This is a genomic window from Pseudomonas sp. GW823-FHT06E10, from assembly GCF_058794995.1.
This window is the reverse complement of the sequence record NZ_JBXAHJ010000003.1, coordinates 352,042-371,930: the sequence shown is the minus strand read 5'-3', so window position 1 is coordinate 371,930 and position 19,889 is coordinate 352,042. Positions and strand designations below refer to the sequence as shown.

21 protein-coding genes and 2 pseudogenes are annotated in these 19,889 nt (G+C 58.5%); 13 read left to right on the top strand and 10 right to left on the bottom strand.

From position 1 onward, the window contains the following. Nucleotides 1–147 precede the first annotated feature (147 nt). The 4 genes from AC1Q6Y_RS07345 (at nt 148) to AC1Q6Y_RS07330 (ending at nt 4,141) form a co-directional block, all read left to right on the top strand. Complete coding sequence (locus AC1Q6Y_RS07345; protein WP_492624287.1) at nt 148–900, top strand: SDR family oxidoreductase; 753 nt, start codon at nt 148–150, stop codon at nt 898–900. Between the two features lie 44 nt (nt 901–944). After that, nucleotides 945–1,358: a cupin domain-containing protein gene (locus AC1Q6Y_RS07340; RefSeq protein WP_090456521.1), complete on the top strand. Its 414-nt coding sequence runs from the start codon at nt 945–947 to the stop codon at nt 1,356–1,358. A 96-nt stretch (nt 1,359–1,454) separates the two neighbouring features. After that, nucleotides 1,455–2,552 (top strand): HlyD family secretion protein, encoded by a 1,098-nt coding sequence (locus AC1Q6Y_RS07335; RefSeq protein ID WP_492624286.1) that lies wholly within the window; start codon nt 1,455–1,457, stop codon nt 2,550–2,552. Further along, complete coding sequence (locus AC1Q6Y_RS07330; RefSeq protein ID WP_492624285.1) at nt 2,549–4,141, top strand: DHA2 family efflux MFS transporter permease subunit; 1,593 nt, start codon at nt 2,549–2,551, stop codon at nt 4,139–4,141. The genes AC1Q6Y_RS07335 and AC1Q6Y_RS07330 overlap by 4 nt, the downstream gene beginning before the upstream one ends. A 69-nt stretch (nt 4,142–4,210) precedes the next feature. Here AC1Q6Y_RS07330 and AC1Q6Y_RS07325 read toward each other — a convergent pair whose 3' ends face one another. From AC1Q6Y_RS07325 to AC1Q6Y_RS07295, 7 genes are all read right to left on the bottom strand, one after another. Further along, nucleotides 4,211–4,612, bottom strand: coding sequence for a hypothetical protein (locus AC1Q6Y_RS07325; RefSeq protein WP_407515584.1), 402 nt, complete (start codon nt 4,610–4,612; stop codon nt 4,211–4,213). Between the two features lie 149 nt (nt 4,613–4,761). Then, nucleotides 4,762–5,454 (bottom strand): RES family NAD+ phosphorylase, encoded by a 693-nt coding sequence (locus tag AC1Q6Y_RS07320; protein WP_057714234.1) that lies wholly within the window; start codon nt 5,452–5,454, stop codon nt 4,762–4,764. Continuing rightward, complete coding sequence (locus tag AC1Q6Y_RS07315; RefSeq protein WP_090456513.1) at nt 5,448–5,852, bottom strand: antitoxin Xre-like helix-turn-helix domain-containing protein; 405 nt, start codon at nt 5,850–5,852, stop codon at nt 5,448–5,450. Before AC1Q6Y_RS07315 ends, AC1Q6Y_RS07320 begins: the two co-directional genes overlap by 7 nt. A 97-nt stretch (nt 5,853–5,949) precedes the next feature. After that, the gene (locus tag AC1Q6Y_RS07310; protein ID WP_492624284.1) at nt 5,950–7,446 is read right to left on the bottom strand and encodes a methyl-accepting chemotaxis protein; all 1,497 of its coding nucleotides are present in this window, start codon (nt 7,444–7,446) and stop codon (nt 5,950–5,952) included. 295 nt (nt 7,447–7,741) lie between these two features. Beyond that, nucleotides 7,742–7,876: a hypothetical protein gene (locus AC1Q6Y_RS07305; protein WP_349735644.1), complete on the bottom strand. Its 135-nt coding sequence runs from the start codon at nt 7,874–7,876 to the stop codon at nt 7,742–7,744. A 38-nt stretch (nt 7,877–7,914) separates the two neighbouring features. Beyond that, nucleotides 7,915–8,145, bottom strand: a complete 231-nt coding sequence (locus AC1Q6Y_RS07300; protein WP_340313925.1) for a hypothetical protein — start codon at nt 8,143–8,145, stop codon at nt 7,915–7,917. A 253-nt stretch (nt 8,146–8,398) separates the two neighbouring features. Then, nucleotides 8,399–10,486 (bottom strand): TonB-dependent siderophore receptor, encoded by a 2,088-nt coding sequence (locus AC1Q6Y_RS07295; protein ID WP_492624283.1) that lies wholly within the window; start codon nt 10,484–10,486, stop codon nt 8,399–8,401. Between the two features lie 328 nt (nt 10,487–10,814). On the opposite strand from AC1Q6Y_RS07295, the pseudogene AC1Q6Y_RS07290 reads away from it, so the two are divergent. The 4 genes and pseudogenes from AC1Q6Y_RS07290 to AC1Q6Y_RS07275 form a co-directional block, all read left to right on the top strand. Beyond that, a pseudogene (locus AC1Q6Y_RS07290) lies at nt 10,815–10,919 on the top strand (hypothetical protein); the annotation flags it as partial. Then, on the top strand, nt 10,900–11,097 hold the full coding sequence (locus AC1Q6Y_RS07285) for a transporter (protein WP_492624320.1): 198 nt from the start codon (nt 10,900–10,902) through the stop codon (nt 11,095–11,097). The pseudogene AC1Q6Y_RS07290 and the gene AC1Q6Y_RS07285, both read left to right, overlap by 20 nt. Nucleotides 11,098–11,438: 341 nt before the next feature. Continuing rightward, nucleotides 11,439–11,606, top strand: coding sequence for a hypothetical protein (locus AC1Q6Y_RS07280; protein ID WP_492624282.1), 168 nt, complete (start codon nt 11,439–11,441; stop codon nt 11,604–11,606). Further along, a pseudogene (locus AC1Q6Y_RS07275) lies at nt 11,579–11,715 on the top strand (methyl-accepting chemotaxis protein); the annotation flags it as partial. The gene AC1Q6Y_RS07280 and the pseudogene AC1Q6Y_RS07275, both read left to right, overlap by 28 nt. A gap of 145 nt (nt 11,716–11,860) precedes the next feature. Here AC1Q6Y_RS07275 and antC read toward each other — a convergent pair. Genes antC through antA form a run of 3 tightly spaced genes read right to left on the bottom strand, consistent with a single transcriptional unit; the run spans nt 11,861 to nt 14,786 of the window. Beyond that, nucleotides 11,861–12,892 (bottom strand): anthranilate 1,2-dioxygenase electron transfer component AntC, encoded by a 1,032-nt coding sequence (gene antC / locus AC1Q6Y_RS07270; protein ID WP_492624281.1) that lies wholly within the window; start codon nt 12,890–12,892, stop codon nt 11,861–11,863. A gap of 18 nt (nt 12,893–12,910) precedes the next feature. Further along, the gene (antB, locus tag AC1Q6Y_RS07265; RefSeq protein ID WP_492624280.1) at nt 12,911–13,399 is read right to left on the bottom strand and encodes an anthranilate 1,2-dioxygenase small subunit; all 489 of its coding nucleotides are present in this window, start codon (nt 13,397–13,399) and stop codon (nt 12,911–12,913) included. A 1-nt stretch (nt 13,400) separates the two neighbouring features. Then, the gene (gene antA / locus AC1Q6Y_RS07260; RefSeq protein WP_492586049.1) at nt 13,401–14,786 is read right to left on the bottom strand and encodes an anthranilate 1,2-dioxygenase large subunit; all 1,386 of its coding nucleotides are present in this window, start codon (nt 14,784–14,786) and stop codon (nt 13,401–13,403) included. Nucleotides 14,787–15,026: 240 nt separating this feature from the next. Here antA and AC1Q6Y_RS07255 point away from each other — a divergent pair, with 240 nt between their 5' ends. The 5 genes from AC1Q6Y_RS07255 (at nt 15,027) to AC1Q6Y_RS07235 (ending at nt 19,747) form a co-directional block, all read left to right on the top strand. Continuing rightward, complete coding sequence (locus AC1Q6Y_RS07255) at nt 15,027–16,034, top strand: AraC family transcriptional regulator (RefSeq protein WP_492586047.1); 1,008 nt, start codon at nt 15,027–15,029, stop codon at nt 16,032–16,034. Between the two features lie 174 nt (nt 16,035–16,208). Continuing rightward, nucleotides 16,209–16,649, top strand: a complete 441-nt coding sequence (locus AC1Q6Y_RS07250; protein ID WP_492624279.1) for a CBS domain-containing protein — start codon at nt 16,209–16,211, stop codon at nt 16,647–16,649. Between the two features lie 245 nt (nt 16,650–16,894). Continuing rightward, a complete protein-coding gene (locus AC1Q6Y_RS07245; RefSeq protein ID WP_492624278.1) occupies nt 16,895–18,253 on the top strand; it encodes an MATE family efflux transporter in 1,359 nt (452 codons plus the stop codon). 115 nt (nt 18,254–18,368) lie between these two features. Next, complete coding sequence (locus AC1Q6Y_RS07240) at nt 18,369–19,040, top strand: phosphoribosyltransferase (protein ID WP_492624277.1); 672 nt, start codon at nt 18,369–18,371, stop codon at nt 19,038–19,040. Nucleotides 19,041–19,177: 137 nt separating this feature from the next. Next, nucleotides 19,178–19,747, top strand: a complete 570-nt coding sequence (locus tag AC1Q6Y_RS07235) for a YceI family protein (RefSeq protein ID WP_492624276.1) — start codon at nt 19,178–19,180, stop codon at nt 19,745–19,747. Nucleotides 19,748–19,889 lie beyond the last annotated feature (142 nt).

Below are 19,889 nucleotides of genomic sequence, written 5' to 3'. Positions count from 1 at the left end.
GGCGGCTGGACGAACGTCAATAGCTTTGGACATAAATCCAAGCACTCGCCAAGGCAAACCCAAGCCCGGCGCAAGGACTTGCCTGGTGCGCGCAGGCACTCTTTCTACACCGACGCAATGGTTGCAGTCGACAAGTGGAGAAAAGTCATGAAGATCGTCGTCATCGGAGGCTCCGGCCTCATCGGATCGAAACTTGTGAACACCCTGCGCGAGCGCGGCCATGATGCGCTCGCCGCCAGCCCCAGCACGGGCGTGAACAGCATCACCCGCGAAGGCCTGGCCGAAGCGATGGATGGTGCTGATGTGGTGGTCGACGTGGCGAACGCGCCGTCGTGGGAAGACCAGGCCGTTCTCGATTTCTTTGAAACGTCGAGCCGTAACCTGCTGGCCGCCGAAGCCGCTGCCGGGGTTCGTCATCACGTAGCCTTGTCGATTGTCGGCAGCGAACGGCTTCCCGATACCGGCTATTTCCGGGCCAAGGTCGCGCAGGAAGCCCTTATCAAGGCATCCGGCGTTCCTTACACCATTCTACGTGCCACGCAGTTCTCCGAGTTTGCCGGCGGCATTGTCCAGTCGTTCGCCGTTGGCGAGGAAATTCATGCTTCGCCGGCGCTGATCCAGCCGATAGCGTCCGACGACGTGGTAGCGGCGCTGGCCGATGTCGTGCTGGCAGCACCGGTCAATGGCACCGTTGAAGTCGGCGGCCCGGAAACCATGCCGATCGACGAACTGGCCAGGCGTTATCTGCGGGCGACCCAGGACAACCGCAAGGTCGTGCCGGATGTACATGCCCGTTACTTCGGCGCCGTGCTCGACGATCAATCGCTGGTCACCGGCAAGAACGCACGCCTGGGGGCGATCCGCTTCGACGACTGGCTGGCCCGGTCGACAGCGCAGTAACGAATCGCACCCGCACATTACCCTACGAATCCAGGAGAAAGCCCATGGTTACCCGTTTGCTAATGGCCGCTGTCTTCGCAGCGCTCTCGATCAGCGCCGCATCAGCCGCCGAGCCGCCCCCCGGCAAGGTGACGGTGGTGTTCGACCGTCCCATTCCCAACATCCCTGGCAAGAGCATGAGGGGCGTGGTCGTCGAGTATGGGCCGGGTGCCGCGTCGCCGGCCCACACCCATCCGAAAACGGCCTTCATCTATGCAACGGTGCTGGAGGGTTCGTTCCGCATCCAGGTCAAAGGCCAGCCGGAAAAGATCTACAACGTCGGCGAAAACTTCGTAGAGGAGCCGGGCTCCGTGCACCTGGTCAGCGCCAACGCCAGTGACACCCAACCTGCACGCCTGTTGGCGGTGTTCGTCCTCGACACCGAGGAAAAGGTACTCGTAACGCCTATCAAACAGTGAGCCGATCACGCGCTCATGAAGGCTCGACCGCCGGGCGGCAGACCACTGTCGCCCAGTGGCTGAGTCAGTTCTTGGCACTGAACAGGAAATGAAAAAATGAACTCGCTCCTGGACAAGGCCGCCATTGCCACCAGCGCAAGTAGCGGCACGCCTGTGGTCGTGGTGCGGCGAAGCAAGCGCAAGACCATCGGCCTGTTGCTGTGCGTCGCGGCCTTGATGGTCGTGGCGGTTTGGGGAGCCATGGCGTTTTCAGGTGGCGTGACCTCGACCGACAACGCGTATGTCCGCGGGGACGTCACCTCACTGGCCGCCAAGGTCGCCGGCTATGTCACGGCGGTCGAGGTCCGGGACAACCAGGCCGTGCGTGCCGGTGATGTGCTGTTTCGAATCGATGACCGCGACTACCGCGCCAAACTTGCGCAAGCCGAGGCCAATGTCAGCGCCGCCCAGGCGCGCCTGACCCATGTCGACGCACAGATCCAGCTCCAGCATGCGCTGATCAGGCAGGCCGAAGCTCAAAGGCGTTCAGCCTCCGCCGACATGAGCCTGGCGGCCAAGACCCACGACCGCAGCCGCAAACTGATCGTCAGCAATGCGGTGAGCCAGGCCCTGGTCGATGAAACCGGCACCGCGCAATCCAGAGCCGCGGCCTCGGTTTCGGCCGCTTCGGCAACGGTCGAGGCGCAACAGCAGCGCATCACGGTGTTTGTAGCCGAGCGCGAGGCTGGCGTGGCCGCTGTGAGTCAGGCAGAGGCCGCACGTGACCTCGCCCGGATCGATCTCGAGCACACCGTGGTACACGCCCCTGTGGATGGCGTGGTCGGTAACCGTCAGGTTCGCCTCGGTCGTTTCGTCACACCGGGCGTTTCCTTGCTCGATATCGTGCCGGTCAATGATGTATGGGTCGTGGCGAACTTCAAGGAAACCCAACTGGAACATATTCGCCCCGGTCAGCCGGTGCGCGTCACGGTCGATGGCTACCCCGATGCGGCACTCGATGGCGTGGTCGACAGCTTTGCACCAGGCAGTGGCTCGGCGTTCAGCCTGCTGCCGCCCGACAACGCCACCGGGAACTTTGTGCGTGTCGTGCAGCGCGTCCCGGTGAAGATCCGCCTGGCTGAAAACCCCCTGCCGGGGCGCATCGTGCCGGGCCTGTCCGCGCGGGTGGAAGTTGCACAAGGGGCAGGCTCATGAGCCGCGTTGCCTGCGCCACGCCGAGCAGCGCCAGGACAATGAACGGCGTCCTGCTCATGGTGGGCATCGTGCTGGCGACGTTGACGGAAGCGATCGCCAGCACCGTGCTGGCCCTCGGTCGCGGCGACATCATCGGCGACACCTATGCCACGCCTGACGAGTTCGCCTGGCTGGATGTCGGCTACATCGCGTTCAAGCTGATCGGGTTCATGCTCGCCCCTTGGCTGATGCAGCGATTTTCTGCGCGCAACGTGATCATCGGCGCCACCCTGGTCATGGGCCTGGCGTGCTGCGTGGCTGCCGTTACCGCCTGGCTGGAACTGCTGATCGCATTACGCATCCTGCAAGGCTTCGCGGGAGGTGCTTTGCTGGTGGCGGGCCAGGCGATCATCTTTCGCGGCTATCGGCGCGCGCTTCAGCCGATCCTGCAAGCCCTGTTCGCCATGGCGGCGGTGGTCGCGTCGGCGACCCTCGCGCCAGCCCTGCAAGGGTGGTTGATCGACAGCCAGTCCTGGACCTGGATTTTCTTCAGCGTGGTGCCGCTGGCCCTGGCGGCGACCGGCCTCTTGCTCATCGCCGACCACCCCATGCCCGCCAGGGTCCGGCAACATTCGTTCGACTGGCTCGGGTTCTCGCTGCTCTCTGCGGCCCTGTTCTGTTTCACCTACGTGCTCAGCCAGGGCAGCCGCTGGGACTGGTTCGAGGAACCGCGCATCCTGGCACTGACGGTGATCGGTGCCGCCGCGCTGCTGGCCTTTCTCGGTCAACAGGTGTTGGCCAACGGCCAGGGGTTGCTCGATTTCAGCCTGTTCAAAACAAGCGATTTCACCTTTGCCTTTATCGTCAGTTTCGTCGCCGGTGCCGCCCTGTTCGGCAGCGCCTACCTGATCCCGGCGTTCGCCCTGTCGGTACTCGCGTTCACGCCGACCGATGCCGGCCTGCTCCTGTTGCCCAGTGGCGGTTTTTTTGTCGGTTCGCTGCTCATCGCCGCCTATCTGTTCAGCGTGCGTCGCGTGCCGCCGGTGGCGACCGTGCCGTTGGGTATCCTGCTGATCATGGGGGCGATGTGGATGCTGTCCGGCTCCAACAGCGAAAGCGGCACCGACGACATGATGGCGGCCATCCTGTTGCGCGGCCTGGGCCTTGGTTTCCTGTTTCTGTCGATCACGCTGATTGCTTTCAGCCACCTCAACAGCCGCAACCTGGCCAGCGGCATCGGCCTGTTCAACACAGGGCGCCAGTTGGGAGGCTTGATGGGCGTCGCCGGGCTGCAGACCTTGATTGACCATCAGGTTGTCAGCAATGGCGTGGTCCTCGGCGCCAACGTCACCCCAGGGGGACACGCGGTCATCGAACGGCTGATGACCACAACCGCGATGCTGGCAGGGAAGGGCATGGATCAGGTGGCCGCTGGCCGGGCAACCACGAGCCTGCTGGGCAAGGCGGTATCAGGTCAGGCCACGGTGATTGCTTTCGATACGGCGTTCTTCGCCGTGGCCCTGCTGTTCGTCTTTGCCGCGCCCGTGCTAGTCGGCATCAAGATTGGCCTCTCGCGATCCGCGAAAGTGCATGAACAACGGGCGAATTGATAACCCCCACGAAAAAGCCCGGCTGATGAGGCCGGGCTTTTCGTTGAGTCCTGCGGTCAAGCACTGCATTCAGACAGCGCGGCTTTCGATCAAACGATCCGAACCACCTTCAGCGACGCGGTTTTGCAGGAGCTTGTCGGAGCCACCTTCAGCGACGCGGTTTTGCAGGAGCTTGTCGGAACCACCTTCAGCGACGCGGTTTTGCAAGAGCTTGTCGGAACCGCCTTCGGCGACGCGGTTTTGCAGGAGCTTATCGGAACCGCCTTCGGCAACACGGTTTTGCATCAACTTGTCGGAGCCACCCTCGGCGACGCGGTTTTCGATCAGGCGATCGGAACCACCCTCGGCCACACGGCTTTCAATCAGACGATCCGAGCCGCCTTCAGCGACCACAGGTTGAGCAGAGGTAGCGGCGAAAGCGTTAACTGCGAAAACCGAGAAAGCGATGCTGAGGAGGGTTTGGCGTTTCATGATGGTGTGCTCCGGAGTGCTTATGGGTTGGTATGGAGCAGATGTTACGCCGGGGAATTTTTAAGAGAACTTCATTGAAATGATGGTGACTATCGATGCGCTCAATGGATCGCAGATCCCACAGGTTTTCATGTGCCTGACAACGGGGCTCAAGCCTCACTGATCTGACTGACACTGGTGATCTGCCCATTCCAGACCATCTCGTAATGCGCCGTCTGCACAATCGACGAAACCGGCCTCGGCGTCATCAACGCCCAGCAATGACTGCCCGGCATCCGCACCGAGTGATAACGCAAACCGGGGCAACCGGCATCGCGCACCGCCTGCCCCAACACACGGGAGTGGCTGTAGTCGTCCGGCGCATACACCGGATCGCTCATCGGCAGGGCCGTGGCGTCCTTCATCCCGCCATCGCCAAATGCACAGGCCAATCCACGAAACACAAAGCGCTCATAGTTCAGGCTCGGCACCCTCGACCAATACAGCGCCTGGTGATGCCGCACCTCGGCCAGCGCCGCGTCCATCGACTCCGCCAGGTACAACACCCCAAAACGGCCATCGCTGAAACGCGAGCCCGCCGGGTTGACGTGGGTAAACGGCGCAATGGCGTAGGAGCAACCCGGAATGCCGAACGGGATCTCGCGGCGCGCAATCAACTCCAGCTGACCCACCTCATTCTTCAACCGCGGATTGGTCAGCGCCTGAATCTCGAACAACACCTCGAACTCAGCCGCATCCGCCACATCATCAAACAACGCAATGGGCGGAAACTTCGAATTGACCAGGCGATAAGCCTGCAACGACTGACCGGCAAACACCGCCAGCTCACTCGCCATCACCATTGCGCACCCCGCAGCATGTCGATGCGGCGGAAGGTTTCGTACAGCGAAATCATGTCGCCCTGGGCCATGATCTCCAGCGGCGAACGCCCGTTGAAAAACTCGTTGTCATTGGCCATCGAGGCAAAGCCGTACACGTTATCCGGGTTGTCGAACACCAGCCGCAACGTCGCGTGAATGTTCAACACAAAACTGATGCGCTGCATCTGGTCCGCATCCAGCGCCACCGCCCAGTCCGGGTCCCGCTGCCGGGCGCGGGTGTAGGTGCTGCGGGAAATACGCAGGATGCGACAGGCCTGGTCACTGTTGGCCTTCCACTTTTCCAGAATGCTCACGGCGGCACGCAGGCCGGTGACGCATTGGTTTTTGCTGAAGGATTGGGGTTGCAGGGGGACGGCCATGATCAATACCTATCTTGACTCCATAGACTCAAAGATAGGTTTGTTGAGTCTGTAGAGCAAATCGGTTCGACCAACGGAAAACTTCTCCCGTCGAGCATCATTGATGAAACGTCCGCCCCAACGCATCCAGCCGGGTCGCAATGGGCGGCAAGCGCCGACTGCTCAGCGCCAGTGTCTCCACATCATCCGCCGTGTTTTGCGCAATGCTCTGCACCGACTGCAAGCGCCCGACAATCTCGAAACTTGCCGAGGACTGTTCGCGGGTCGTCGTGACGATCCGCCCATTGAGCTCATCGATCTGCGAGATGTCGCTGCCGACGGCCTGCAACATTGCAGCGGCCACCTGACTGTCCTCGACGCAGCGCACTACACCTTCGCGGCTGTCCTGCATGGCCTCCACGGCTTTGCGGCTGCCTTGCTGCAAGGCTTCGATGATGGTGCGGATTTCCTTGGTGGACACCGCCGTGCGTTGCGCCAGGCTGCGCACCTCATCGGCCACCACCGCAAAGCCCCGGCCTTGCTCGCCGGCGCGCGCCGCTTCAATCGCCGCGTTGAGTGCCAGCAAGTTGGTCTGTTCGGCAATGCTGCTGATCACCTCCAGCACCGTACCGATCTGCTGCGCCTGCCCGGCCAGTACCTGCACGGTCTGGTTGGTGCCTTCCAGGCGTGAGGCCAGTTGAGTGATTTCCTGCCGCGCACGGTTCACGCTTTCCTGGCCGCGAGTGACTTGCGCGCTGGCCTGGCCGGCATGGACAACGGCATGCTCGACATGCACCACGATGTGCTCCATCGCATCGCCCATGCGCTGCATCGACCCGGTCATCTGCGCGATTTCCGTCAACTGATGCTTCGCGCCTTTCTCCAGCGTATTACTGGCCTTGGCCAACTCCTGCCCCAACTGACCCAAACCCTGAGAGTCACGCACCACCCCGTCCACCAAGGCGGTGATCTGCATCAAAAACTGATCGAAGCGCTGTGCCAGCGACACATGCACTCGCGCCTTGTCACCCTGGCCGGCACCCGCGGTGAACTGGGATGTGGTAGCGAGCATCTTGTCCAGCATGTCCTGGCTCTCCACCGCATCGGCCTGGCTGTGCACCGCCAGATAGAGCAGCGCGACCGTCTCCATCACCACATAAAAAGCGTGAACGAACACCATCGTCCAGCCACCGTGATGGGCCATCACAAACACCGGAAAACCCTGATGCTGCAGCGCATGAAACACCACGTGATGCAGCGCAATCGTCACCGCCGCCACCAGAATCGGCAGCCAGTCCCGATAAAACGTCAGCACTGCCAACAACGCAAAAATCCCGAAGTGCGACTCAATGACCCCCTCGGCCTGATTGATATGCAACGCCGCCATCACCATCAAACCCACGCCCAGCAGACAACGCATCAACCGCGTTCCGCCGATGGCTCGATACAACAACGTCAACAACACACTGGTGCCACCGCCCACTAGCAGCGCCTGCTTCAACGTGTCGTGCCAGAACGCCAGGCCGATAGCGAACGCGAACATCAGCCAGATCAGGCCCAGCATGATGCGGTCGGCTTTGCGGTAGTGGTCGAGGAAACGAGGGGGGAAGGGCATGTACGCTTACTCCATGTAAATGAGCCAGAAAAAGCAGGGTTTATGGCAACACGGGACATCGCGAAGGCTTGGGTTCGTTAAGGGGCAGACGTTTTCAGAGTCAGGGATGCGAATCTGTTGGCGGCATGGTCGAGCTGTATTTGAGATGCCGTGGAGAGCGTAGCGTTTGGCCATCATTCTAGGCAGCTACGACGTCGCTCTTGGAAAACAATGTCCGATATAGAGGCAAGTAATGCTGAAGTGACGGGGGAGTGCGACAGACTCCGTTGCAAAGCCTGTCGTACACCCGAGGCAATTACGACTTCTTCGGCGGATAGTTACCGCGCAAGCCACCGGACTTGTTGCCGGTTTTGCCCGGCAGGTTCGGCACCAGCGGACGGGATCTGGGCTGGGGGTTGGAGCGGCTTTGGGGTTGCGGTTGTTTGCTCATGTTCGCCTCCTGAGTTTTCAGGGATTCGCGAAGTGGTATTACTGATGAAGTTTAGCTAATCGACTGTCGGTCGCTTCGTTTAGCACTTGCGCATATTTATGGCCGTAGAAATGCGTAGCCCGCCCCCGACCGCGACCCGCGCTACTCTGCTGCCGTTCGGCATCGGTGCCGCCCTGGCACTGATAATCTTTGCCGCCGCCGCCATAGTCGTCCGACTGCTCTAGTCTCTTGTCTTCAGCCCTGATGGCTGGGGCGTCTTGTTGATTCATGCGAATTGAATCGAGCAGACGAAAAAAAGCCCGCGATGGGGAGAGCGGGCTGGAAATCACAAAGGAGCTGGATCCACCGTATGCCAATGGATGTGAAAATACTGTGATGGATGGCTGATTACTTGCTCGCGCAGAAATCGGGATTTCGTCTGGCGAATGTCATTTTGGAAGTTGCTCGCAGGCAAATCGTCAAGCGCTGCAAGGCTCGGCGCTGTTCCTGACCAATCTGGTGCGAGCTTGGGTTTGCGCTGCCTTAGAAGCGATACTTCGCCGAAGCTGTGATGCTGCGCGGCGCACCATATGTGAGGGCACCATAGGCATCGAAGATGTCGAAGTACTTCTCGTCGGTGACATTGTCGGCATTCACCTGTGCCGAGAGGTTTTCGGTGATCTCGTAGCGAGCCATCAGGTTGACCAGGGCATAGGCATCCTGCTGGATCTTCTCGGAGTTGCCTGCCGGGTTGATGGCGTAGGTGTAGATCGAGTCCTGCCAGTTAACCCCGCCGCCAATGGTCAGCTTGTTGAAAGCACCGGGCAGACGGTAGGTGGTAAAGGTACGCAGCAGCTTGGTTGGGTACAGGGTGTTTACGTCGTCGCCCTTGGCATCTTCGGCGGTGAACTGGGTGTAGCCCACTGTTGCATTCCAATCGGTCGCGAGCTCGCCGGACACTTCCAGCTCGAAGCCCTTGCTGGTTGCGCCTTCACTGGCCTCGTAGGCGTAACCGCCGACGGGGTTCGAAGGATCGATCAGCACGCCGGTGCTTTGACCCAGATTATCCTGCTTGATCTGGAAAATCGCAGCGGAGGCGTTCAAACGGCCACCGAAGTACTCACCCTTCAAACCGATTTCACTGCTCTGGCCAACGATGGGCTCCAATTGCTGGCCACTGCTGTCGCGTACCGACTGCGGCAGGAAGATTTCGGTGTAGCTGGCATAGGCCGAGAGGTTATCGGTGAGGTCGTAGACGACGCCTGCATAAGGGGTAAGTTCGTGATCGACATCGATCTTGCTCACCTCCGAGTAGATGTCATCGCTGGTCTTCTCGTACCAGCTCTCACGTGCACCAAGAATCACTTTCAAATCGTCGGTCACATTCAAGCGAGTGGCGGCGTAAAGCCCTTTCTGCCGGGTTTCGCTGTAGCCGTAGTCTGTCCGCGGGCCCCAGATCGGTTCCGGGAAATCGCCGTTGTAGGCATCGAAATTGGCAACACCGTCAAAGCCGGTTTGCGCATTGAGTGCATCGGCGTCGAATTTCTGCTTGCTGTCTACATAACCGAAGGCCGCTTCATGCTCACGGCCCAACAGCGAGAACGGGCCATTGAAGCGGATGCCGTAGTCGTCCTGGGTGGTCTTGGTCTTGTAGGTCGCCGGGAACGAAGACATACCGGCACTACCGTTCTGGCCTGGATTGCCAGAAAGGTACAGCAGGGAAGAGTCGCCGGTTCGCTCGCCACGGTTGTAGCTGAGGTTGACTTGCCAGTCGTTGGCGAAGGTGTGATCGAGATTGACGAAGTAGGTATCGTAGGTGGTGTCCCACTTGCTCCATTTGGCGGAGGTTGTCTTCGAGCGGCTCCAGTTTGTGCGGCTACCGTCTGCGTACCAGACCGGCAGGCCGCCCCACATCGGCGAGTCGGCGTTGTTTTCCTGGTGGCTCAAGCCGAACCACAGCGTGGTGTCGGGTGTCAGGTCGATATCCATCGTGCCGTAGAGCGTCTGGCGCTTGTTGGAGTTCATGTCGATCCAGGTATCGCCTTCGTTGGTTTCCCCGACCAGCCGCGCGCGAATGGTGCCTTCCTCATTCAACGCCGTGGACACATCGGCCTCGACGCCATAGGTGTCCCATGTGCCGGCGCTCAGTTCTACTGACCCCTTCAAGTCAGTGCTGTAGGCGCGCTTGCGTACCATGTTGATGGATGCGGAAGGGTCGCCCGCGCCGGTCATCAAGCCGTTGGCGCCACGGACCACTTCAACGCAGTCGTACATGGCCAGGCTGCTGAAAACCTCCCCCGAACTCCAAGGCTGCTCAAAGATGGTAGGTACACCGTCGATCATCAGCGAGTTGAGCTCAAAGCCGCGGGCGTTGAACTGTGCCCGGCTGGTCTCGTAGCGGTTGACCGACACACCCGTGGCATTGTTGACCACATCGAGGATCGTACGCAGATCCTGGTCCTGAATGCGCTGCTGGGTGACGACACTGACTGACTGCGGGGTTTCGCGCAGCGACATGCTCAACGGTGTCGCCGTGCGCGCAGCGTCAGTGGTGTAAGAGTGGGTGTCTTCGGTGACGCCGGTTCGCGCTTGAGTGGCGGTCTCCGTGATAGCGATAGGCGCCAGGGTCAAAGAACTTTCAGTCTCACTCTGATCAGCCTGTTCCGCCGCCTGTAGAGGTGGAGCAGCGACAGTGATACCGACTGCAAGCATGTGCACTGCGAGGGCCAGAGGCCGGAGTGCCAGGGGCGAGCGCGGGGTAACGGTGTTTTGTGCACACGGGAGGGCTAGGGCGGACATGCGGACTCACATAGGATCTGGTGTTATTGAGAATAACTATCATACGCAAGTGTTACTAGGTGTGGAATGGGTTTCATACGCATTTGAGAGTGTTTATCATGTGTGATAGCTTCCGGCACATCCCCTCACAAGATCGTTTCCCGCTGATGGCCTCCTGTAAATCCCCGACACTGACCCAGCTGGTAGAGAGATCCACTACGAGGAACTCAAGGCCTATATCCAGCGCAGAGCGGGCTCATCGTTCATTGCGTCGGATATCGTTCAAGAGACGTGGCTACGCGCTGCCAGGCACTCGACGAAGCAGCCGGACAAGCCACGGGCCTGGGGCGATGTACAGCTTTTCCAAAGAGGATCATGTGTTTGTGAATGCGTACTTCGAACAGGACGTCGAGAATCGTCCTGAAGGTAGTCGTGTGCAAGTGCGGTATGTCCATCACTTTTAAGACCGCCACAGTCATTGTGCTCCATAGCTTCGATTACTTTGGTCTTCTGCCTGCCCCTGGGGGGCGGGCTTTTTTTGGGGTCCCTCTACCGGGACCCTTTCTTATTGCGCAATGGTTTGGAGGTCACTTCATTTTCGACTCGGACGCGGTCTCGTGCAGGAGCTGGCTCATACAGTTTCCCGGGATTGGATGAAGAACCTTTTTTTTCCTTTTCGGGACCTTCAGCCATGTCGGCATCTCCTGCTGCTTCTGACCATGTTGATTGCCCTGGTTGCAGAAGAGCGTCGCCTGCAAAGCACATTGTCACGAATAGGGACGACTGGGGCGTCGTAGAACAGCAGGTGGTTGAGCTTGCCCGGTTGATCCAGGGCGAAACCCTGCGCCTCGAACGTCGACGCGATGAAACCGACTTGTCGGTGACCGCCCTCAGCGAATTGGGCTCCACCCTTCAGGAAGTTGCCAGCAACGTTCAGGCCGCCCATCCAGACAAACCAATCTACTGGCTGTGAACGCGGCTATTGAAGCAGCTCGCGCCGGCGAAGCGGGCAGGGGGGCAGTGTCGTTGCCGACGAGGTACGGCAACTGGCAACTCGGACTCAGGAAGGATTGGCGAGGATCTGCTCGTTCAGGCCAAAGCGCTACGGCATTTGGCAGATCGTTTTGATCGCCGAGAGTTCGACGGTGGGGTATTGATCAGCAGCGTCGGTGGATGAGGAAAAAGCACAGGAATATCTGGTCTGCACCAGATATTCCTCATGCAATCTCAATGCTTGGAATTGCTCTCGATGAATTTTTCGTAATACATCTGGAACCGCTCAATCTTCTGATCGCTGAACCAGGTTTTAACCGCTTCGACCATCGGCGGGGGACCGCACAGGTAAATGTCGAATGGATTGGCTTCGAACGACTGGCGGTCGAAGTGATCAGGAATCCAGCCGGTTTTACCTTTCCAGTGTTCTGATGGTTTCGACACCACCAGATGATAATCAAAGTTCGCGATTTTATCGCGATAATCAGCCAGGCGTTGAGTTTCGCAGAGGTCATTATCCTGCGTGACGCCATAGAACAGTTGGATCGGGTGTCCGCAACCACCTTTTTCAGCAATGGTATCCAGCATTCCGAGGAAGGCCGAAAGGCCGGTTCCTCCTGCCACCAGGACGAGAGGCTTACTGACCTGGCGTAGATAAAAACTACCCAAAGGCGCCTCGAACTCGAGCACTTCTCCGGGGCGGCAATGCTCACGGATGAAGTTGCTCATCACTCCATCAGGCAACAGCCTGATGAGAAACTGAAGCTGGTTATCGGGGTTGGGTCGGTTGGCGAATGAGTAGGAGCGCCACTCATCGGTGCCAGGTACATGCAGTCGAGCGTATTGCCCCGGAAGAAAATCCAATTGCCGGGGGTGGGAGCAAGCGTCCAGATGAAGGATCGCCGTGGTGGCCGAAACCTGCTCCACACCGGTAATCACCGCTTGCAACAATTGAGTTGCCCCAGCGTTGCACAAGCTCGAATCGAAATCGAAATAGAACGACGCATCCGATTGCACGCGGGTCTGGCAAGAGAGCATCTTGCGTTGCGCCAGATCCTGTTCGGACAGGGCCTCGTCATCGACGTAATCTTGAGTGTATCGGCCTGATTCGCAGCGCCCCTGGCAGGTCCCGCAAACTCCTTCGCGACAGTCCAGCGGGATGTTCACGCCATTGCGCAGCGCGGCGTCGAGCAGCAACTCGTTTGGCTTGACCTCGAAGAACGAGGTCTTGCCATCGGCGAAGCTGAAAGCGACTTTATGATTCATGACAGCGTGCTCCACAGCTCACAGGTGATAGAAATCAAGCACCGAGTTGATGGTGTCGTTGAGCAATACGATGTGCTTGCGAGTGATCTTCCAGCTGTCCGCGACGGGTCTGAGGTGGTAGGTCACATGGCCGTAGAACTGCTCGGACAACCCTTGTCGCGTGAAGAGCGTGACCCAGGCTGCCTTGACTTCAAGCAGTCCGTTATCGAGTTCGTTGATGCGCACATTGCTGATTTGATGCAAGGTGCGCGGCATCGGCGTTGAAGCAGCCGACTTACCCGTGCGCAAACGAAACACGCGATCTTCCAGGCCGGAGCGGTTCGAGTAGTAAATCAGCGACATGCTGCGCTTGGGGTCGGTGGTGTACACATGCTCCGACTCCCATTGCGGCAGGTGGAACTCACTCTGCTCATCAAACAGGGCGATATAGGCGTCCCAGTCCTGTTGATCACACAGCTCGGCTTTACGGTAGAGAAATTGTTCGATGGAATACTGTAGTGCGCTCATTTCACACCTCCTTCAACTTCAGGGCTTTTTGTTCCAGACCTTGCAAAAGGAAGCGCTGCCAGGATCCGTGCTGATTGATGTAGAGCCCTTCATGGGTGAACTCGGTGCCGGTCAGTACTGGGTTGATACCCAGAACCTCGCTGTTGGGGGTGGGACCTTCGACCCACTTTTCACTGCCGCGAGACACTTCGTTCCAGCGCTCGAGGCGCGCCTGGAATCCGCGCTGGGCTTCGCGAAACTCAACCAGGTCGTCCGGGGTTCCCATGCCGGAAACGTTGAAGAAGTCCTCGAACTGGCGAATCCGGTTTTCCCGGTCGGCGTCGGATTCACCCTTGACGCCGATGCACTGGCTGGTGATCTCTGTCTTGTTCCAGGCCACCGGGCGCACGATACGCAGCTGTGAACTGATTTGATCCATGAAGAACAGGCTTGGATAGATGTTGAGGTTGCGCAGGCGGTGCATCATCCACTCGGCTTGCTGCTGGCCATACTCCTCGATCAGACGCGGCATGACGGTGGCATAACCGGCGCGCACCGTTGGATTAGGCATGTCGCTGAACAAGAGGCTGTGGCCATTTTTGAACGAGAACCAGCCGTCGTCGGTTTCTGCATCGCCGGCGCCCAGTTTGCTGTAGTCCAGGGTGTCGGAGACGCCGCCATTGGCGGCATTGACTTGCTGGCGATGTTGTACCGTGGAGACGTAGTTGTAGTGCACGGTGCTGACGTGATAGCCGTCCAGACCGTTTTCGTGCTGCAGCTTCCAGTTACCGTCGTAGCTGTAGGTCGACTTGCCGGGCAATATTTCCAACTCGCCCGTAGGGGATTGCGCGACCATCATGTCGAAGAACACTTTGGCATCGCCCAGGTAGTTTTCCAGCGAATCGCTGCCATTGACGTCCAGGCTAATGAACACGAAGCCTTTGTAGCTTTCGATCCGGGCCTTCTTCAGGCCGCGGGTTGCCTTGTCGAAGCCTTCCGGATATTCGCCCGGGGCCTTGACCTTGACCAGGCGGCCATCACTTTTGTAGCACCAGGCATGGAACGGACAGGTGAAGGTCGACTGATTGCCTTTGCTGACGCGAGTCAGGGTCGCGCCCCGGTGCTGGCAAGCATTGATCAGCGCGTGGAGCTGATTGTTGCCATCGCGGGTGATGATCATGGGCTGACGACCTGCACGTATCGTCAGAAAGTCATTGGGGTTGGCGATTTCACTCTCGTGGCAGGCGTAGATCCAGTTCTTCTCGAAGATCAGTTCCATCTCCAGGTCGAACAGTTCCGGCTCGGTGAACATGTCACGGGCGACGCGGTAAATACCTTCGGCCGGCCGGAAATCCAGACAGCCTTGAATGTATTCCTGCCACTGAGTAATGCTTTTAGCGCTGTTCATCAGGTACACCCTTTTGTAGTTTTAGGCTCACCCCGATTGAAAGCCTTTCCGGGCGGTGCATCTATCCGGATTCGAGGCGATATCTATCCGTTTCTGAGGAGGGCGGGGCGTGCTTTTTCCGAGGGCCATACGGCGAGGTGTTTTTGTGCGTTTTCTTGATCATTACTGCATTATGCGGATAGCAGTCCCGAGGCCTGGGAAGTACGTTTGTAGCCAATCCGTAACCATTGTGGTGCTGCGATGAATCTGCAAACTCATGCGGGGACCGATGTTGAATTTCAAGACATCCATGCAGTGCGTCATGACCTGCAGAGTGCGCAGGCCTGGATGTCGAACATTTGCGGCCCCCACGAGCTCAAGGCCTCGTACCCCCAACGCATGCATTTTCAACATGCCGGAAATGTCTTGAAGTCGATGTCCACGGTGATCGGGTATATCGAATATGGTACCGATGTCACTATCGATATTGATGCGTCGGTGCTCAATAGCTATAGCATCAGTCTACCCATCAGTGGCGAACAGGAACTGCGAAAATCAAATGGCTTACTGATGTCCGATAGCGATAACGGATTGATCGTATCGCCTTATGATCAGCAAGAGCTTTCTATTACCGGTAATTGTCGAAAAATTCAGGTCGCAATAAAATGTGCAGCGATGCGCCAAGTGTTGGAGGAACTGTTACAGCGTCCGACCCAACAACCAATTGTCTTCGAAACGAGAGTAGGTGCAAGTGAGGGCGCGCCCGCAGCCTGGTGGCGGCTGGTCAAATACCTGCTAGCGGAGATGGAGCAGGCGCGTAACTTTTTTGGTCATATTTCCATGGCTCGCGATATTGAAAAAGCGCTAATCAAGGGTTTTATATTATCGCAGCCTAATAATTACTCGGACGAGTTGGTTGGTCTTTCGCAAAGTCGGTGTCCTGAGTATTTATTTAAAGCCAAACAATTTATACATGAGCATGCCTGCGATGAAGTCGACTTGGACGAATTAGGTCGCGCGGTCGGAGTGTCCCGCTTCAAACTATATGAAGACTTCAAGAAATACTTTGGCCTTACGCCAACTCTGTATTTGAAGCGTTTTCGGCTTGAGGCCGTAAGGCAAGCGTTGCTGGAGGGGGGCTCCAACGAAAATATTACTGCAGTGGCAATGCGCTGGGGGTTTAATCACTTGGGGCGTTTCTCATCCGATTACAAAAAAATGTTTTTAGAAGTGCCATCGAAGACGGTTGAGCGAAGTCGAAAGCTTTAATTTCAAGCAAGCACCGTGTACGCGGTTTTACCATTGAAGCGTGTTGATACACGATTTCAACAGATTCCTATATTTAATTTTTTATTTTAACGAATTTACTGTTTGTCTTTTTTATGCCGATTCAAGCGCCCGGCAGCGGATGCTTGCATTAAACAAAAACAAGAGAGAGCCATTATGAAGACGGTTGCGCAGCTGCTTTGTATAAAACCCGAATATAACCGGAATGTTCACACCATTGCACCGGAACAGATGGTTCTGGAGGCAGTCAGGACCATGGCTGAACGGAATGTTGGTGTACTACCTGTCGTAGAGGACGGAGTCGTAGTTGGTGTTATCAGTGAGCGAGATTACGCGCGCAAGATGGTACTGAAAGGGCGCTCCTCGGCGGGTACACCCGTTAGGGATATTATGAGCTCGCCAGTGATAACGGTGGACTCTCGTCAGAGCATTGAGGATTGCATGGGTATTATGACCGATAATCATCTTCGTCATCTGCCAGTTGTAGAAAACGAAAAGCTGCTTGGGTTGCTATCGATAGGCGACCTGGTGAAGTCAGCTATTGCAGAACAAGCTGATCTGATATTGCAACTTGAACGGTATATTCGCGGCCATTAGTTCTTGTTCCGCGTCTGGTACGGTCTGTCCCAGTCCGGGGCATAAGATGCTGGGACGGCTCATCGCTTCGGTCTCGTCAGACAAAAAAACGGGCAGACGTAAGATCCGTGTTGATGAAACTTCAGACCTTTCACCTCACGTCGCTGGAAATATAAACACAGACCTGAGATGTTCACGGCCCCTTGGATTCAGCCACCCACGCTATCCTTAATCATCGCTCCGGCCGTCGAGATGGACCTTCCCGAATGCAGACCCCAAACCCCCAACGCCCCCTCTGGAAAACCTACCTGCTGTTCCTCGCCCCCATGGTCCTGTCGAACTTCCTGCAATCCATGTCCGGCACGGTCAACAGCATCTACATCGGCCAGATGCTCGGCACCCAGGCCCTGGCGGCGGTGTCGGGGATGTTCCCCATCGTGTTTTTCTTCATCGCCCTGGTGATCGGCCTCGGTGCCGGCGCGGGGGTGTTGATCGGGCAGGCGTGGGGGGCACGGGAGACGCATCTGGTGAAGGCGATTGCCGGGGCGACGTTGTTGTTGGGGGTGTTGATCGGGTTGGTGGCGGCGGTGGTGGGGAGCGTGTTTGCGCGGTCGGCGCTGGTGGGGTTGGGGACGCCGGCGGATGTGCTGGACGATGCGGTGGCGTATGCCCATGTGATGTTGTGGATCATGCCGTCGCTGTTGGTGTTCGTGTTGTTCACGCAGTTGCTGCGCGGGGTGAGCGATACGTTGTCGCCGTTGTTGGCGCTGGTGGTGTCGACCTGTGTGGGGCTGGCGCTGACGCCGGCGTTGATTCGCGGGTGGCTGGGTTTTGCACCGATTGGGATTCAGAGTGCGGCGATTGCCGGGTTGGTGGGTAACCTGGTGGCGATGGGGTTGCTGGCATGGCGCTTGATCGGCAAGGGCCATCCGCTGGCGCCGGATCGCGAGTTCTTTGCGGCGATGAAGCTGGACGTGGCGATCCTCGGCAAGGTGCTGCGCATCGGTTTCCCCACCGGGTTGCAGATGGTGGTGTTGTCGCTGTCGGAGTTGGTGATTCTGGCGCTGGTGAACCAGCACGGGTCCCAGGCGACGGCGGCGTATGGCGCGGTGACGCAGATCGTCAATTACGTGCAGTTCCCGGCGCTGTCGATTGCGATCACCGCGTCGATCCTTGGGGCCCAGGCGATCGGGGCGGGGCGCATCGAACGCATCGGGCCGATCCTGAAGACCGGGCTGATGATCAACGTGTGTTTGACCGGTGGTCTGGTGGTGCTCGGGTACTTGTTGTCGAGCTGGTTGCTGGCGTCGTTCCTCACTGAGGAGGCGACACTTGGCATGGCCGAGCACTTGTTGCACATCATGCTCTGGAGCCTGCTGGTGTTTGGTTTCCAGGCGATTATCGGCGGCATCATGCGCGCCAGCGGTACGGTGATGGTGCCGGTGGCGATTTCCATTGTGTGCGTGGTGGGCGTGCAGTTGCCGGCGGCGTATCTGCTGGATGCGAAGTTTGGATTGCAAGGGGTGTGGATGGCGTTTCCGGTGGCGTATCTGGGGATGCTGGTGTTGCAGACGCTGTATTACAAACTGGTGTGGCAGCATCAGAAGATTGAGCGGTTGGTGTAGGCGGAACGCTGAGGGAGGGGCATGCTGTTCACAGGTCCCTTGCCACAAAGCCCCTCGCCACAAAAGGACGGTGTGACTGAAAAAGACAGGCGCCATCGCCTGGGGAGGTTTTCAAATGAGCCCCTTGTCCCATTCCATCCTGCAAGACCGACCAGCAGCCGGGCGGCGTTTGATTGAGCCGTTGCTGCCTTACGCCAATCGCCCCGACGTCATCGTTCTGGCCTTGCCCCGTGGCGGCGTGCCGGTGGCTTATGAGGTGGCCACGGCGCTGAAGGTTCGCCTGGACCTGATGCTGGTGCGCAAGCTCGGCGTGCCTTCCCACCCGGAGTACGCCATGGGCGCGATTGCCAGCGGTGGTATCCAGATTCGTAATGAAGAGGCGCTGCGGGTGCACCCGATTGATCGCGCCGCTTTCGACGCCGTGGTCGAACGGGAAAGCCGCGAGTTGCTACGCCGCGAGCAGGTCTACCGAGGCACGCGACCGGCGGTGCAGCTCAAGGATCAGGTGGTGATCCTGATCGACGACGGCCTGGCCACCGGGGCTTCGATGAGGGCGGCGATCCAGGCGCTGCGGGCGCAGGCCCCATCACGCATCGTGGTGGCGGTGCCGGTGGCGCCGATCGAAACGGTGGAGGCGTTGCGCAGCGAGGTGGATGAGTTGATCTGTCCGCTGATGCCCGAGTGGTTCACATCGATTGGTCATTGGTACATGGATTTTTCCCAAACCTCGGATGCCGAGGTGATCGACCTGTTGCGGCGGGCGTGGCAACGCGTGGAGTGCGGGTAGCGCTGGCGGCCAGCGGCAGGTGGTCGCAAATCAACGGGTGAGGTGGAATAAACGCCGGTTGTTTGCTTTAGTCCATCTGATACCACCCGACTTGTGCGGCACGCCAACTCAGGACGGGATCCCTCCCGGAGAGCGTCATGAACCTTCGATCCGCGCGTTGCGTCGCTCTGGCCGGCACGTTGGTGTTCGGCCTGGTGCCGTTTGCTGGAGCCGTGGAATACAAGGATGTGAACGCCAGGGCCAGCACTTTGAGTTTCACCTATGAGCAGATGGGGTCGAGAGCCTACGGCACCTTTGGCAAGTTCAAGGCCAAACTGGACTTCGACACCGATAACCCCGGCGCCGCCCGTGCCTCGCTGACCATCGACCTGAACAGCATCGACGCCGGCAGCAGCGACGCCAACACCGAGCTGCAAAAACCGGCGTGGTTCGACACGGCGACTTATCCGGTGGCGACCTTCGAATCGACATCCATCAAGGCCCTGGGCAATAACCGCTACACCATCACCGGCAAGCTTTCCCTGCGGGGGCTTACTCGGGAAGTGAGTGTACCGGTGCTGCTCAAATCCGAGAGCGCCATCGGCATCTTCGAGGGCCAACTGGTGCTCAAGCGTGACGACTTCAAGATCGGCGAGGGCGAGTGGGCGGACAGTGTGGTGTCCAACGAGATCAATATCCGCTTCCGGATGGTGGCGCCGCAGCGGTGACTGGGACCCCATCGATAGTTCGTCGGCCAATCATGTGACCATGCTGCTGGGGGGATGGAATGTGGTTTGTCTGATAGACCGAGGTGCCGCCATCGCGGGCAAGCCCGCTCCCACAAGGATCTTCAGCGAGCCTGTAAATTAT

Bases quoted from the DNA above. Each gene is read 5' to 3' on its own strand.
- AC1Q6Y_RS07345 (WP_492624287.1), top strand. From the start codon at position 148: ATGAAGATCGTCGTCATCGGAGGCTCCGGCCTCATCGGATCGAAACTT.
- AC1Q6Y_RS07340 (WP_090456521.1), top strand. From the start codon at position 945: ATGGTTACCCGTTTGCTAATGGCCGCTGTCTTCGCAGCGCTCTCGATC.
- AC1Q6Y_RS07335 (WP_492624286.1), top strand. From the start codon at position 1,455: ATGAACTCGCTCCTGGACAAGGCCGCCATTGCCACCAGCGCAAGTAGC.
- AC1Q6Y_RS07330 (WP_492624285.1), top strand. From the start codon at position 2,549: ATGAGCCGCGTTGCCTGCGCCACGCCGAGCAGCGCCAGGACAATGAAC.
- AC1Q6Y_RS07325 (WP_407515584.1), bottom strand. From the start codon at position 4,612: ATGAAACGCCAAACCCTCCTCAGCATCGCTTTCTCGGTTTTCGCAGTT.
- AC1Q6Y_RS07320 (WP_057714234.1), bottom strand. From the start codon at position 5,454: ATGGTGATGGCGAGTGAGCTGGCGGTGTTTGCCGGTCAGTCGTTGCAG.
- AC1Q6Y_RS07315 (WP_090456513.1), bottom strand. From the start codon at position 5,852: ATGGCCGTCCCCCTGCAACCCCAATCCTTCAGCAAAAACCAATGCGTC.
- AC1Q6Y_RS07310 (WP_492624284.1), bottom strand. From the start codon at position 7,446: ATGCCCTTCCCCCCTCGTTTCCTCGACCACTACCGCAAAGCCGACCGC.
- AC1Q6Y_RS07305 (WP_349735644.1), bottom strand. From the start codon at position 7,876: ATGAGCAAACAACCGCAACCCCAAAGCCGCTCCAACCCCCAGCCCAGA.
- AC1Q6Y_RS07300 (WP_340313925.1), bottom strand. From the start codon at position 8,145: ATGAATCAACAAGACGCCCCAGCCATCAGGGCTGAAGACAAGAGACTA.
- antC (WP_492624281.1), bottom strand. From the start codon at position 12,892: ATGAATCATAAAGTCGCTTTCAGCTTCGCCGATGGCAAGACCTCGTTC.
- antB (WP_492624280.1), bottom strand. From the start codon at position 13,399: ATGAGCGCACTACAGTATTCCATCGAACAATTTCTCTACCGTAAAGCC.
- antA (WP_492586049.1), bottom strand. From the start codon at position 14,786: ATGAACAGCGCTAAAAGCATTACTCAGTGGCAGGAATACATTCAAGGC.
- AC1Q6Y_RS07255 (WP_492586047.1), top strand. From the start codon at position 15,027: ATGAATCTGCAAACTCATGCGGGGACCGATGTTGAATTTCAAGACATC.
- AC1Q6Y_RS07250 (WP_492624279.1), top strand. From the start codon at position 16,209: ATGAAGACGGTTGCGCAGCTGCTTTGTATAAAACCCGAATATAACCGG.
- AC1Q6Y_RS07245 (WP_492624278.1), top strand. From the start codon at position 16,895: ATGCAGACCCCAAACCCCCAACGCCCCCTCTGGAAAACCTACCTGCTG.
- AC1Q6Y_RS07240 (WP_492624277.1), top strand. From the start codon at position 18,369: ATGAGCCCCTTGTCCCATTCCATCCTGCAAGACCGACCAGCAGCCGGG.
- AC1Q6Y_RS07235 (WP_492624276.1), top strand. From the start codon at position 19,178: ATGAACCTTCGATCCGCGCGTTGCGTCGCTCTGGCCGGCACGTTGGTG.